The sequence below is a fragment of the Cellvibrio sp. genome (genome assembly GCF_046347455.1).
Classification (GTDB): Bacteria; Pseudomonadota; Gammaproteobacteria; order Pseudomonadales; family Cellvibrionaceae; genus Cellvibrio.
In genome coordinates, this window is sequence record NZ_JAXMGC010000004.1 from 318,830 (window position 1) to 333,322 (window position 14,493).

Below are 14,493 nucleotides of genomic sequence, written 5' to 3' on the forward strand. Positions count from 1 at the left end.
GCTTACTCCGTCGCTATGCCTGCGAGATAACGACCAAAAACTTGTTCGTAGCGCTCATTGGGTAAGAGGAAGGCATCGTGGCCGGATTTGGATTCAATTTCGGCGTAGGTGACAGATTTTTGCGCGCCGATTAATGCGCTCACAATTTCGCGCGAGCGTTCAGGTGCAAAGCGCCAATCAGTGCTGAAGGAAATCACTAAAAATTTTGCTTGGGCATTTTTAAATGCTGCGCTGGCATCGTCGCCGTATTCGCGTGCTAAATCGAAATAGTCGAGCGCTTTGGTAATCAACAAATAACTGTTGGCATCAAATTGTTTAGCGAAGTTGCCGCCTTGGTAGCGCAGGTAGCTTTCGATTTGAAATTCAACTTCTTCGTCGGTTCCAATATCAAAACTGCCGCTGCGTAAATCGCGACCAAATTTTTCGCCCATGTCGTAATCCGACAAGTAGGTAATGTGGCCAATCATGCGCGCAACGCCTAAACCGTGGCGCGGTACGGTGTTGTGTTCTTGGTAGCGGCCATCGTGAAAGTTGGGGTCGCTGATAATCGCCTGACGTGCGGTTTCGTTGAACGCAATATTTTGCGCGCTCAATTTCATGGCCGAGGCAATCACCGCGCAGTGGCGAACGCGGTCAGGATATTCCAATGTCCAACGCATGGCTTGCATGCCGCCGAGGCTGCCGCCGATAACCGCAGCCCATACGTCGATGCCGAGTTTATCGGCCAAACGCGCTTGGCTGTGCACCCAATCGCGCACGCGCAGTTTGGGGAAATCGGGCCCCCAGGGTTTGCCGGTTTCGGGGTTGATACTGCTTGGGCCAGTCGAGCCATGGCAGCCGCCAATGTTGTTTAAACTAACGACGAAAAATTTGTTGGTGTCGATAGGTTTGCCGGGGCCGATATAAGAATCCCACCAGCCGGGGCGTTTGTCGCTCATGCTGTGGTAGCCCGCGGCGTGGTGGTGGCCAGAGAGCGCGTGGCAAATCAGCACGGCGTTGCTTTTGTTGGCGTTGAGCTGGCCGTAGGTTTCGTAGACGAGTTGATAGTCGCTCAGGGTTTTACCGCAAGCCAACAGGAGTGGCTCGCTAAAGTGCAAGGTCTGTGGTGTGACAATCCCGACAGAATCGGGTGGTAGCACATCAGGCATGGTGTTCTCTTTATAGATGCGGAAAAGCGGGAGTTAAACGCAAAGCTTAGCCTGCTTTTGTTAGTCGGTGCTGTTATCGCTTGGTGGGCGACGCGCCTTTCACACAGGTTTTGCCTCATTTATCGGCTCTTTCGCCGACTTCTTTCTTAAAATTGTGCGTTACGGTTATGGGGCGCCAGTCTAAAGACGCAGCTTATTAGCTGCAAGTTAAGTCACCTTATATAAGCGCTTTTTGGTGGATAGAGCCCGAGCACGTCTGCATCTTCTCCCTGTGATCTTCTTCACAAAATTTAGTGCTTTGCACAAATTCGGTGCGTATGGGTCAAATTTGAGGCTAGATTTTGCCCAGTTTTGAACCCTTAGAGCAGGTTTATCCCCGTCTTATGACGTATATTTCCACTGGCACATTAAATGCTACGCCTCACCTACCAACTTATGAGGTGTTTGAATGCGCTTTACTTACTTCAAGCTATGTGTGCTTTCCCTATTTCTCGGCTTAGCCGCGGCGCCTTGCTTTGCGCAAGACGCGACCGCTAGCAATGCTTCTTCCGCCATAGTTGCGCCTGACACGGCGGCTCCCGCTTCGGAAGCCGCGCCAGTAGAAGCGACCCCTGCACCTGCAGCGCCTGTTGCTGCTGCGCCCGCCGAAGCCCCGGCTGCTCCGCCCATGACTAAACCTACATTGGTCAGCACCAGCACGATCAGCTCAGGTGATACCGCATGGATGTTGGTCTCTACCGCCTTGGTTTTGTTAATGACCATCCCCGGCGTAGCTCTCTTTTACACAGGTATGGTGCGGAAGAAAAATGTCTTGTCCACTATGGCTCATAGCTTTGCAGCGACCTGCATAGTCTCTATTTTGTGGGTGATTGTGGGTTACAGCATCGCATTTACACCGGGTAAAACCCCGTGGATCGGCGGCTTTGACCGCCTGCTTTTAAACGGCATGGAATACATAAAAGAAACCGGCATGGTCACAGTTCATCACGTGGCGCAAACCATTCCTGAAAGCGTCTTTATGATGTTTCAAATGACCTTTGCCATTATCACCCCCGCCTTGATTACCGGTGCTTTTGCCGAGCGTATGAAGTTCTCTGCTTTGGTTGTGTTTATCGCTCTTTGGTCGCTGTTTGTTTACGCTCCCGTTGCCCATTGGGTATGGGAACCTACAGGCTGGTTGGCTTCCCTTGGGGTGTTGGATTTTGCCGGTGGAACTGTAGTTCACATTAACGCCGGTGTTTCAGGTTTGGTTGCGGCCATCATTGTTGGCCCGCGCTTGGGTTTTGGTCGCGTATCCATGCCACCACACAATTTAATTCTTACGGTGGTCGGCGCGTCCTTGCTCTGGGTAGGTTGGTTCGGTTTCAACGCAGGTTCAGCGGGTGCTGCTGATGGTCGTGCAGGTATGGCCATGTTCACCACTCAATTGGCGACAGCTGCAGCAGCCATGACTTGGATGGCGATTGAATGGTTTAAACGCCGTAAACCGTCTGTATTGGGCATGGTGTCTGGTGCGGTGGCTGGTTTGGTTGCCATTACACCTGCCTCTGGGTTCGTAGGTGTGACAGGAGCTTTCGCGATTGGTATAGCGGCCGGCATCGCCTGTTATTGGGGCGCTACATGGTTGAAATCCACGATGGGTTATGACGACTCTTTGGATGTGTTCGGCGTCCATGCTGTGGGCGGCATAGTCGGTGCGTTACTTACCGGGGTATTCGCGGTCAAGAGCATTGGCGGTGTTGAAGGAAGCCTGGCGGTTCAATCCATCGGTGTCGCCACTACTGTGATTTATGCGAGCTTGGTAACTAGCGTTATTTTGATTTTTATTGACAAAATTATTGGCTTGCGCGTGGACATGGATGAAGAAAACGAGGGCCTTGATATAGAGCAGCACGGGGAACAAGTCCTATGAATTCATCCGTAGAAGAATTGGAAAGCCAGGCTTTTGGTTTGATGGGACGCCTGCACGTGCAACTTCGCCGCGAGATAGGACGTGTGACCGATATCAAATACATGAGCACCAACCCGGAATACTGCCTGCACGTACTGGAGTTGGCGAACTCAACGTCAAATGCCGATTTGCAGACTATGAGCCATAAGCTCGAAGACATTTATTTTGGCGAGGGCGGGTTGTTTGCCGATTCTCCCTTACAGCCACGCCGCATGATGGTAAGTGCGTCTTCTCGAGTCTCCATTCCCGTAGAACACGCGGTGCACGAAGTTATAGAGCCGGAGCCTGAGCAACCTGCTGCTGAATCAGACAAGCACTACGTGGGGCGTTTGCGTTAAGTTTTTTACCGAGGTTTGAGTACCTGAAGTTTTTACCTGTCGTTAGCTGTTAACGAACTCTGTTGGCCGGATTCCAGAACCAAGACTGGATCCGGCCTTTTTTATGTTCAGGATGAACGGTATGCCGCAGGCGCATGGGTGAGTCGAGCGCATGTGAAGCATGCTTCGCGCGAAAACGAACGGCAATCAGCTAGCTGATTGACAGGCCCGCTATGCGGCGCAGGAGTGGCGTCGCTCAGAATGGCGATAAGATAGTCTGGGAGCGTTTTAGGAGGCATTTAACCGTAGCAGTTAATTCGCCCGCGCTGCTTTTCTCGCCTCCATCAAAGACACTACCTGCCCGCTACGAATCTCCGCCAGCTTTTCGCTTGCGTCGCTAACCAGCGGTGCGCTGATAATCTCTTGATACAAAGGTTCCAGTGAACCCAGCGCGGTTTGGAGTTGGTAGATGTTGGTTTGCAAGCTTTCGATTTGCTCGGCGTGGGTGTTGCGTTGGGTTTGCAGCTGGGTCAGGCGCAGCATGTGGGCTTCGAGCAATTGCTTTTGGTACTGGTTGTTGTGAATCAGGGGCGCGAGCGCTTCTTGTAACCATTGAGAAATATGGTCGTTCAATTCCTGATAGGTGTTGCGAACCTCCTGCACCAGCGTGTTGATAAAACGGTTGATCAATGCACCTTTGCGGGTGAGCAAAGTGTTCAACGAGAAGCGGAAATCGTCAGCGCGTTTATGTAGCTGGCGCAGCTGGCGGCGCTGGTTATGAATCTTCAAGAGGTGACGCATGAGTAAGTCGTCGCCCGTCAAATTGTGTTCAGGGCGTTCATAAATGGAGATGAGGACGCGATTGGCGCGCTCAATTTCACGTTCAATGTGTTGCAGGCTGCTGTCCACATCATCAAAGAAATTGCCGATGGCGCGCGCAAGCCCAAGTGTTGTCCAACTTTGGGCGAGGTTGCGGTGCGCGCTGCTGATTTGCTGTTCCAACAAGCCGGAGCTGACGGGCGCGAGCAATGCGACGCGTTGCGATTCCAACAAGCGCTGGCTGGTGCGCAGAGAGAGCGCTTGTTTATGGTATTGGTGATGAGTTTGGCGGATGGTGTCGCGCAGTTGTTGCAAGGTTTCCGCGGCTTCTTGCGGTGCCGCTGCGCGCAGAACGTTGATCTCGGCTTCACAGGCGTTAAGGCGTTGGGCGAGGCTGTTACGCGTGTTGATGATCATTTCATAGCTGTCGCCTACCAGCCTATGGCCAATAATTTGCTGCTGGCTGTGTAAAACCACATCCGCCAGTTTGCGCTCAAGTTGCGGAAAGTTGCTGCGCTCCAACTGGGGCAAATTGCGCCCAACTTTAGCGAGCAAGCCTTGTTTGGCGGAGAGCGCGATCACTTGCTCGGGTGCAAGCTTCAACTGTTGGGCGGTGGTGTGGCGAATTTGCTCTATAGCTGTGTTGACCTCGGCGGGGCTTTGCAAGTCGTCCCACAGACTGTCGATTTTGTTGAGCAACGCGAGTACGGCGGTGCATTGCTCATCGCGCAGGGTTTGCACGTGTTCACGCCAAATGGCCATGTCGCTCGCGGTTACACCAGCGTCGGCAGACATCAAAAATAAAATCGCCTGGGCTTCAGGTAAGGTCTTTAAGGTAAGTTCAGGCTCGTTGCCCAGCGCATTCAGGCCGGGAGTGTCCACAATGCGTAAGCCTTGGCGTAGCAGCGGGTGATCGAGGCTGATAAGGGCGTGGCGCCAAGCCGGTACGGCAACGCGACCTTGATCGTCGCGTTCGCCCAGTTCATCCATCGCGAAGCCGAGTTTGAGTGCATCCGCCGGTGAAACCCACTTGCTGGCCGAAACTTGATTGATGGCTGCGCGGGTTTGCTCATGGTCGCGCGGATCAAAGTTGACCGTCACCCAGTTTTGGGGAATGCGCTTGAACTTTTGCAAGCTGGTATTGGTGCGGCGGGTTTCAATCGGCAGCAAGCGAACGCAATTTACCGGCGTTTGGGCATCCCAAAAAATCTCGGTAGGGCACATGGTGGTGCGCCCGGGTTGGGATGGCAGCAATCGGCGACCACCCTCGGTGTACAAAAGTGCGTTAATTAATTCGGTTTTACCGCGGGAAAACTCGCCCACGCAGGCAATAGTGAAACTGTCGCCGCGCAAGAGGGTGCGGGCTTTTTGAAGCGTGCGCTGTACATCTAGGCTCAGCATTTGGTGGCTTTCGCCCCAAGCTTCAAAACGTTGTAGGCGCTCATCCAACTGGCGCTTCCAACGGTTGTACTGTGTCATTTGGCGATGTAGTGCTCTAACGTCCATAGGAGAGTCGCTCGTTCAATTAAAACGCGGGCTACGGCTTAGAAATGAATGGGCTAAGCCTTTATTGTTGTAATTTCAATTAAAACCGAATTGGCCGGAGCTGGCTAGATCTTGAGCAATTAGTGGTCAATTTAGCTGACTAATGGTGGAGAATGGTGACAATTTGCCAATTCTGTCACCCTTCCGATGTGAATTAGCTTCTCTCTATTGTTTGATGCGTTAACATTGCCGACGTTAATAATTGAAATTATTATATGACAATACTCCGTTGCCAACACAGGAAAATAACATGAATCACAGCTGCAAAATAAAGGGCGCCTCCAAAATAATCGGCGCGCTGGGTTTATTGATGAGTGCCGCGAGTGTATATGCGCTTGATCTGGAGGTTGATGCCAGCAAATCGCTCACCAAAATCCAACCCACTATGTACGGCATTTTCTTCGAAGATATTAACTTTGCAGCCGACGGTGGCCTCTACGCCGAGATGGTAAAAAACCGCTCCTTTGAATTCGATACCCGCATGATGGGTTGGAAAGAACCCAACAGCAGTACCCAAAGTTTTAATGAGCAATCGGGCATTGCCAACATCATTCATACTAGCGACAACAAAACCAACAAAAACTTTGCGCGCATCACTATCAATAACGACAAAGGTTACGAGCTGATTAACGAAGGTTTTCGTGGCATGGGCGTTAAAAAAGGTGAGAAGTACAACCTCAGCTTGAAAGCGGCCAACCACGCTGGTGATATTAAAAAAATTCGCGTGCAGTTGATCGATAAAGACAAAAAAGTCTTGGCTGAGGCAAGCATCAGCCCCAACTCTCCGCAGTGGAAAAATTACTCCGCACAACTGACTGCAAATGCCACCGAAGCCAAAGCACAGTTGAAATTATCTTTTGAAGGTAAAGGCGATATTGATCTGGATATGATTTCGCTTTTCCCGGAAGACACTTGGAAAAATCGCAAAGGTGGTTTGCGTAAAGATTTGGTGCAACTGCTCTATGATTTGAAACCCGGATTCTTGCGTTTCCCTGGCGGCTGTATTGTGGAAGGCCGCACCTTGGCAGAACGTTACCAATGGAAAAAAACCGTAGGTAATGTGGAAGACCGCGAATCTATGATCAACCGTTGGAACAAAGAATTCGCGCACAAACCCGCGCCAGATTATTTCCAATCCTTTGGCTTGGGCTTTTTTGAATATTTCCAATTAGCGGAAGATATTGGTGCCTCGCCGCTGCCTATTTTAAGTTGCGGGATTGCTTGCCAATTCAACACAGGCGAATTGGTTCCCCTCGCTGAACTTGATCCCTACGTGCAAGACGCGCTTGATTTAATTGAATTCGCCAACGGCGATTTAACAACACCATGGGGTAAAGTGCGTGCGGACATGGGTCACCCAAAACCCTTCAATTTAAAAATGATTGGCGTGGGTAACGAGCAATGGGGTTATCAATACATTGAGCGCTTCAAAGTTTTCCAAGCGGCGATAAAAGCCAAGTATCCTGAAATTAAAATCGTATCAGGCGCTGGCCCATTCCCTGAAGGTCCGCATTTCGATTACGCGCAAGCCGAGTTGAAAAAACTGAACGCTGAATTGGTAGATGAACACTATTACAAAGATCCAAAGTGGTTCCGCGAGAACGTAACGCGTTATGACAACTATGATCGCAGCGGCCCCAAAATTTTTGCCGGCGAATTTGCAGCGCAAAGCGTAGCCACCGTAAGCCCAGACAACAAAAACAATTGGGAAACGGCGTTTTCAGAAGCGGCCTTTATGACAGGTTTAGAGCGCAATGCAGATGTGGTTTATTTAACGTCTTACGCACCTTTGCTTGCGCATGTAGACGCATGGCAATGGACGCCAGATTTAATTTGGTTTAACAATTTGGAATCTTACGGTTCTGCCAACTACTACGTGCAAAAATTGTTTTCCAACAATAAGGGAACCGATTTGATTGCAATTACCAACCAAGGCAAGCCTGTAACAGGTCAAAGTAATCTTTTTGCGACCGCAACTAAAGATGAAAACACGCAGGAAGTGATTATTAAGCTGGTTAACACCGATTCAAAACCACAAACGCTGTCTATCAACATTAAAGGTGCACAACTTAAAGGTTCGGGTACATTAACTAAATTGACCAGCGCGAATTTGGACGATCTCAACTCATTTGAGAAGCCCAAAAATATTTACCCAGTGGACACTAAATTTAACGCCAAAGGTGACAAGCTCAGTGTTGAAGCCGGCGCTTACTCGGTGAATGTGTTGAAACTGAAAGTAAAATAAAAACGAGCTTGCGTAAAAATAAAAAGCCACCGAAAGGTGGCTTTTTATTTGCGGGATATTATTAACGCAGGCTAGTCAGTCTTCGCTTTCTGCGGCTTCACGCGCGGCTTTTCGGCGTTCCATTTCCAGGCGTGCATCTTCAATTTCGCGCAGTACCGCATCTATATCAGCCTCTACCGCTGAGTGTTCAAACTTGCCAGTCAGCTTGACGCTGGGGTTTAGCTTTCCGCTTTCGTAAAGCGCCCAAATTTCGTGGGCGTAATCCGTATCGAGTAACTCGGGTGCGAAGCGGCCAAAATAATCTGCCATATTTTTTACATCGCGCTCAAGCATGGTGAACGCGTGGTTGTTTCCTGCGGCATTTACAGCCTGTGGCAAATCGATAATGACAGGCCCTTGCCAGCTCAGTAATACATTGAATTCAGATAAATCGCCATGAACAACACCCGCGCATAGCATGCGCACGACTTCCATCATCATAAATTCATGGTATTCGCGCGCTTGCTCTGGTGTTAAGTCCACATCATTCAAACGCGGAGCGGCATAGCCCTCGGAATCTATGACTAACTCCATCAATAACACGCCATCAAAACAACCAAAGGGTTGTGGCACGCGAACGCCTGCATCTGCTAAACGATACAAGGCTTCTACCTCAGCATTTTGCCAGGCGTTTTCCTGCTCTTTGCGGCCGTAGTTCGAGCCTTTGCTCATGGCGCGGGCGCGGCGCGAGTTGCGTTCGTTGCGCCCTTCTTGATATTTGGTCTGGCTGCGGAAGCTGCGCTTTTCCACATCTTTATACACTTTTGCGCAACGGATTTCGCCAGCAGAGGAAACAACGTAAACGGTGGCTTCTTTGCCGCTTTTCAGTGATCTAAAAACATGGTCGACAAGGCCGTCTTCGATAAGTGGCGCAAGGCTGGGAGGGGTTTTCATGAAGCGGAGTTTCCAGTGTGAACAATGCGGAGCTGTGATTTCAGGTCGGCGGGTTAATTAGGCCTATCATATTGGAGATAGCTGCCTAAAGCTTGGCGATTTTGTATAAAATGACATTTATTCCCGCAAGAGCGACCTTGTCCGCTCAGGGTCACGTCATTTGAGGGTAAGGTTAATGTTTAGAATGTTATTTCGTTTTTGGGTGCGCCGTTTTATTTTTACCTTTAGCGCCGCGCTGATTATGTTATTTGTGTGGAACTACAACCGCTACGGCCTTTCGCAAAACATGCTTATCAACACTTGGATATGGGCGCTGTTAGCGGCGATCGTCTCGTCTTGCTTATCAACCTGGTGGGCTTACACGCGCCAATGCAAGGTGTTAAAAAAATACGAAAATAAATCAGATTCTGAATAATTCTTCGCTAAGGGTAGCATTATTCTATTTTTTCCTTATTTGTTTTTCCCAAGTTCGTCAGCATTCTTGAATGCTGACGATACATCCATCCTCAGGCGATTAATCGCCGTTTATCTGGGTTGCCCGGTGAAGGACCCCGTTTTACTCTCGGTGCCTTGATTGCCGCGCGCTTGATCCTGAATTTGCTGCTCCTGCAAAAACCCTGCTATTGCCGCCATTTCTGCAGATTTTTGAACAGATTGCATGACCGAATCCCCGGCAACTGTCCATTCAACAAAGCGTGGATTGGGTTCGATTTCCGTGCGCATTTCTGCGAGTAAAGCGCTTCGTGCGACACCGGAACTGAGTTTGGCTTGCCAGGTTTTTGCCCACTCCGCCATTTTCGGATCGCGACTGTTGCGTGCCATTAAATCCAAGGTGGCTTCTGTCTCGGGTATCTGTTTTAAATAAGCGTGGCTCAGCGCCGCAACTCTGAGGTAACTGCCGACTTCAGGTGCGAGTGTGCGAGCTTTGATGGCCGCGCTAAAAGTTTCTTCTGTTGGCATTTCGTGCGCGAGAAGACCTGCTTGGAAATACGCGTATTGTGTTTCTGCAGCGGTAGGGTTCAAGCTAATCGCTTTTAAAAGATTGCTTTGTGCTGCTTTTAAATAGGTGGTTTTCTCTTCACCTTGGCTTGTGCCCGCCAAACGAAGTTGTGCTGCGCCTAGTAAATAAAATGCTTCAGCGTTATCACCTTTTGCAATAGAGCTTAAATAAGGCAAGGTGCTTTTCGCATCGCCCCAATTAATTTGAGCGCGGCTTAAAATAGTTTGCGCATAGTCACTAGTGGGATATTTTTTGGCTTCATTTGCAATATTTTGTAAAAGTGATTTTCCGTTATCAGGCGTTGGGCAGGATTTAATCGCGGCGTCAGCCAAGACTAATGTATTGGCAGAAATAGGAAGGCTGCTGAATTGGATATCTTGATTGCCACCGGTTGTTAAATTGAGTTTCAATCCTTCGGCAGATTTGCGTTTGTATTTCCACAAATAGTTGCTGAGTTTTTTAACGGGGAAGCCAAAGCTTTGTTCAAAGGCTTTTGTGCGCTCGGTACCGGCGGCTACTAACTGATTGTAAGCGCGGAAGCGCTGAATATTTTCGTTAGACGATAAAATATAATGCGTAAGTGCCCAGGCGCGCGCCTGAAATTCTAACTTAACGCCAGCTTCGCCGCCAACGTTGTGTCCCTTGGTATCGTTATCGAGCAGAATATCTTTGTAATCCAAACTGTAATAAGTGTTGCCGCCACTGATATACATTAAGTAATCGCGAATACTTTGCGGTGGAATGCCCAATACAGTTTCTTTGTCGGAAAAACGAGTATTCGCAAAATATTGCGCAAAGCCGTCTATGTACCAATTAGGGCTGCGAATATCTGTGTGGCGATACAAAAAATGTCGTGCGTAGGCTTCAAAAATATAAGATAGCCCTTCGTTCTCAGGTTGCTTTTCTAACGGAACATCCGGGTTGGCACCGTAATACATGTGGGTGGCAAAAGCCTGAACGCCTTGAGTGCAACTGTTGTACAAACCAATCGCGTAGGATGGTTGTTCTTTATCGATCTTTTTTAAATCTTTGTAATTAGACTGGTAATAAAGCGTAAGCTTTGGTTCAGATTCAGAAGACGTATTAGGTTTTGCATACAAGCGCAATAGATAGTCGAAGCGCTCTAGTTTGTTAATTAAATGATAAACGTGCTCGCGCTTGGTATCTGAATACACAATAAAGTGTGTGCTTTCAGCGCGAAACCAATCTGAGTCACGTTGCTGACCGTTAATGACGATTTCAGCAACGTCTTTTTGTTTGGATGACGTGAGTGCTGTAGTCTGGGCACTTGTGTTAATCGAAAACACTAAACTGGAAACAGCGATTGAGAGTGGGTAAATAATTCCCTTCATATCCTTACCTTATCGAAATAGATGAAAAGTGAACGTTACATCTTCTAATTGTTGTAGGTTGGCGACATTCGTAGAAATAAAGATACAACGTCGCCGTTATTAAATCATTTTATGGGTTCATACCAAAGACCATAGGCATCGCCTTGTCGAATGAGGAAATAGAATAGGTATGCCGTGAAGAGCATACACAAACCTCCTGCTAAGGCTGCTTGATTAAACAAACCCAGTGCGCAAAAGAGAAAGCCGCTGACATGCGAAATTAACTCTACCCTTTTAGCCGAATCTTTGGTTGGACGAAAGTTAAGAAAATTAAAGAAAAACCAGCATTTAAGCCACAAAGACAACTTGTGCCAGTTATCGGTGTTTTTATCGATCATAAAAATCTCCTGATTCAAGGTTGAAACATCAACTTCCAACACAGCCGCTAGAGATTTAAGTGATTCGATACTCGCTTTATGGCCGCTCTCAATCCGCTGAATGGTTCTAACATTCAAACCAGACATTAAAGCCAACTGTTCTTGAGATAGATGGCGGCTGATACGTAGTTGCTTAAGAATCATTTAAATACTCCAAGGTTGTGAATCATGAGTATTCACTGCTTTTTGTACTGACGGTTACGGCTTTCGCCCGACAATTACCCGACACTTGCCGATTTGCAGCATAGTGTGTCCAAATCATTCGGTAACGTTTTGGGTGTGCGGATGCGTAGGGTTTTTTGGCGCCCCAGTTCGCCTTGTAAAATTTCTATATTGCTCTTGGGTGTTTTAAACAGTTTACTAAACCATTTGATGATGTGTTCGTTGGCTTTGCCATCGACGGGTGGTGCGGTTATTCGGATTTTTAGCCTGTCCCCATGTGCGCCAACAATCTCGTCATTGGCGGCTTTGGGTTGAAAGTGGCAGTGGAGAATTAAATCGTCTCCCTGCCAGCTATAAAAAGTGGTGCTCAATTAAAATCCGAAACCTAAGCCGGGAATCATTCCCACGGATTGCGCGAGGGCAGGTAATACGAAACCGCGAATGATATGAAGCACCATGAAAAAGATAATGGGCGATAAATCCAACACGCCCAGTGGTGGCAAAATTTTGCGGAAGGGCGCCATCACGGGGTCGATAATTTGATTGAGCAAACGCAGCGCAGGATTGTAGCTTTGCGGCGCAACCCAGCTGGCGATGATCATGATGATGGTGCCCCAATAATAGAAAGTCACCAGCAAGCCCAAGAGTGCAACGGCGGCCCACAAAATCACTAAGGCGATATTCACGATACCGTAGCCGGCAATTACAAGCACAACTTCAAACAAAATCGTTTGCAGAATCAGCGCTAACACCAACGCAGCCCAATCGATACCAAAAAATCCCGGAATAATTTTGCGCAGTGGCACCAGTAAAGGATTGGTGTATTTCACCAGCGCTTTGCTCAGCGGGTTGTAATAATCTGCGCGAACAACTTGCGCTAAAAAGCGTAGCAACACCAAGCTCACGTAAAGCGTGCCGAGGGTACTGATAACGTAAATGGCAATTTGAGCCAGTGTTTGCATGATAAAATCTCTTTCGTGAATAACTTATTTGCCCAGCAATTCAGACAACTCAACCGCACGATTGGAACAGGCTGTCATGGCGCGGCTAAACATAGCGCGAATCTGGTCGTTCTCAAAGGAGTTAATCGCCTGCTCGGTAGTTCCCTTGGGCGATGTCACGCGGCGGCGAAGTACAGCCACATCCTCGGCACTTTGCTTGGCTAAGATGGCGGCGCCTAAGGCCGTTTGCAAGGTCAGCTCAGTGGCCGATTCGCGTGAAAGGCCCAATTCCACGCCGGCGTCGATCATGGCTTCCATCACCAGAAAGAAATAAGCGGGGCCTGAACCTGATACGGCGGTGACGGGGTTGATCAAGGCTTCGTCATCCACCCACTGCACAATCCCGACCGCGCCCAAAATGGTGTTCGCCGTGGATTTTTGCGCAGCGCTCACATGGGCGTTGGCAAAGAGACCGCTCGCGCCCACACGCAGTTGGGATGGTGTATTTGGCATACAGCGGACTATGGCTTGGTCGCCACCCAGCCAGCTCGCTATGCTCTCGGTGGTGATACCAGCGGCCAATGAAATGATTAGCGGTTTGTGCGCGAGTGAGTCGGCCAAGCCCTGACAAACTTCTTTAAGCATTTGCGGCTTAACTGCCAGTACAACTACATCTGCCGTGCTGGCCGCCGCTTGGTTATCAGTCGTGACGTTAATGCCATACTCCGCTGCGACTCGATCCAAGGTTTCCTGACGCGGGCCGCTCGCCACGATGTTGATGCGCTTAAAACCCTCGGCCAATAAGCCGCCGATAATGGCTTTCGCCATGTTGCCTGCGCCAATGAAGGCAATTTTGGGAGACGCATTGTTGAGAATAGACATGGTTGATTCCGATTATTTTAAAAAATTAGGCTTTTATTCTAACGCCGAAGATATCTGTACCCACTCTAACCATAGTTGAGCCTTCGGCAATTGCTGCTTCCAAGTCGCCAGACATGCCCATGGATAAGGTATCCACCGCGTAGCCTTGGGCTTTTAACGCTTCTAACGCGTCTTTCAATTTAGCAAAAGCAGCATGCTGTTGCGCGGGTGTGTTGCTGGCCGCTGGAATTGCCATGAGTCCGCGCAATTGCAGGCGTGGAAGCTTGCTTACGGCGGCGGCCAAAGCCGGTAACTCCGCTAAGGTCACGCCTGATTTGGTCGTTTCATCGTCTATATTTACCTGCAAGCACACTTGCGCCGGGGGTAAATTGTCCGGGCGTTGGTCATTTAGGCGCTGCGCGACTTTTTCACGGTCTATACTGTGGATCCAGGCAAAATTTTCAGCAATCGGGCGTGTTTTATTGGATTGGATAGGGCCAATAAAGTGCCATTGGATATCCGGCAGGTGGGTTAATTCTGCTTGCTTCTCCAGCGCCTCTTGCAAATAGTTTTCGCCAAAATCACGCTGCCCGCAGGCGTAAGCCTGTGCTATAGCATCCGCCGGCTGGGTTTTGCTCACCGCGATCAAGCGCACACTTTCGGGCTCTCGCTGAGCGGCAAGGGTTGCTTGGTGAATGCGCGCGGTGACTTTCGCCAGCGCCTCAGCTATGGTGTGATTTATTGACATATGCATAATAACGTGACGAATTTCCACAAACATCCACGCTAGCTGCGCACTCTAC

Annotated in this window: 13 protein-coding genes; 4 read left to right on the top strand and 9 right to left on the bottom strand. The window is 49.2% G+C overall.

Going from position 1 to position 14,493, the window contains the following annotated elements:
- Positions 1–2: 2 nt before the first annotated feature.
- Positions 3–1,148 carry a homoserine O-acetyltransferase gene (locus U1F02_RS09890; protein ID WP_409990220.1) on the bottom strand — a complete coding sequence of 382 codons (1,146 nt, stop codon included), beginning with the start codon at positions 1,146–1,148 and terminating at the stop codon, positions 3–5.
- 448 nt (positions 1,149–1,596) lie between these two features.
- Between U1F02_RS09890 and U1F02_RS09895 the strand changes: the two genes are divergently transcribed.
- Positions 1,597–3,060 (top strand): ammonium transporter, encoded by a 1,464-nt coding sequence (locus U1F02_RS09895; RefSeq protein WP_409990221.1) that lies wholly within the window; start codon positions 1,597–1,599, stop codon positions 3,058–3,060.
- A complete protein-coding gene (locus tag U1F02_RS09900; RefSeq protein ID WP_409990222.1) occupies positions 3,057–3,437 on the top strand; it encodes a hypothetical protein in 381 nt (126 codons plus the stop codon). The genes U1F02_RS09895 and U1F02_RS09900 overlap by 4 nt, the downstream gene beginning before the upstream one ends.
- A 291-nt stretch (positions 3,438–3,728) precedes the next feature.
- Here the strand turns inward: U1F02_RS09900 and U1F02_RS09905 are convergent, their stop codons facing one another.
- Positions 3,729–5,741: a dynamin family protein gene (locus U1F02_RS09905; RefSeq protein ID WP_409990223.1), complete on the bottom strand. Its 2,013-nt coding sequence runs from the start codon at positions 5,739–5,741 to the stop codon at positions 3,729–3,731.
- A 289-nt stretch (positions 5,742–6,030) separates the two neighbouring features.
- Between U1F02_RS09905 and U1F02_RS09910 the strand changes: the two genes are divergently transcribed.
- Positions 6,031–8,025 (top strand): alpha-L-arabinofuranosidase C-terminal domain-containing protein, encoded by a 1,995-nt coding sequence (locus U1F02_RS09910; protein ID WP_409990224.1) that lies wholly within the window; start codon positions 6,031–6,033, stop codon positions 8,023–8,025.
- Between the two features lie 75 nt (positions 8,026–8,100).
- Here the strand turns inward: U1F02_RS09910 and U1F02_RS09915 are convergent, their stop codons facing one another.
- On the bottom strand, positions 8,101–8,958 hold the full coding sequence (locus U1F02_RS09915; protein WP_409990225.1) for a PA4780 family RIO1-like protein kinase: 858 nt from the start codon (positions 8,956–8,958) through the stop codon (positions 8,101–8,103).
- A 175-nt stretch (positions 8,959–9,133) separates the two neighbouring features.
- Between U1F02_RS09915 and U1F02_RS09920 the strand changes: the two genes are divergently transcribed.
- Positions 9,134–9,373, top strand: a complete 240-nt coding sequence (locus tag U1F02_RS09920; RefSeq protein ID WP_409990226.1) for a hypothetical protein — start codon at positions 9,134–9,136, stop codon at positions 9,371–9,373.
- A 110-nt stretch (positions 9,374–9,483) separates the two neighbouring features.
- Here the strand turns inward: U1F02_RS09920 and U1F02_RS09925 are convergent, their stop codons facing one another.
- The 6 genes from U1F02_RS09925 to U1F02_RS09950 form a co-directional block, all read right to left on the bottom strand.
- On the bottom strand, positions 9,484–11,310 hold the full coding sequence (locus tag U1F02_RS09925) for a hypothetical protein (RefSeq protein ID WP_409990227.1): 1,827 nt from the start codon (positions 11,308–11,310) through the stop codon (positions 9,484–9,486).
- A gap of 104 nt (positions 11,311–11,414) precedes the next feature.
- On the bottom strand, positions 11,415–11,870 hold the full coding sequence (locus U1F02_RS09930; RefSeq protein ID WP_409990228.1) for a helix-turn-helix domain-containing protein: 456 nt from the start codon (positions 11,868–11,870) through the stop codon (positions 11,415–11,417).
- Between the two features lie 74 nt (positions 11,871–11,944).
- Complete coding sequence (locus U1F02_RS09935) at positions 11,945–12,259, bottom strand: DUF167 family protein (protein WP_409990229.1); 315 nt, start codon at positions 12,257–12,259, stop codon at positions 11,945–11,947.
- A complete protein-coding gene (locus tag U1F02_RS09940) occupies positions 12,260–12,850 on the bottom strand; it encodes a YggT family protein (protein WP_409990230.1) in 591 nt (196 codons plus the stop codon). It lies immediately after the preceding gene.
- A 24-nt stretch (positions 12,851–12,874) separates the two neighbouring features.
- Positions 12,875–13,711 carry a pyrroline-5-carboxylate reductase gene (proC, locus tag U1F02_RS09945; protein WP_409990231.1) on the bottom strand — a complete coding sequence of 279 codons (837 nt, stop codon included), beginning with the start codon at positions 13,709–13,711 and terminating at the stop codon, positions 12,875–12,877.
- A 25-nt stretch (positions 13,712–13,736) separates the two neighbouring features.
- Entirely contained in the window at positions 13,737–14,438 is a 702-nt protein-coding gene (locus U1F02_RS09950) for a YggS family pyridoxal phosphate-dependent enzyme (RefSeq protein WP_409990290.1), read from the bottom strand.
- Between the last annotated feature and the right edge of the window lie 55 nt (positions 14,439–14,493).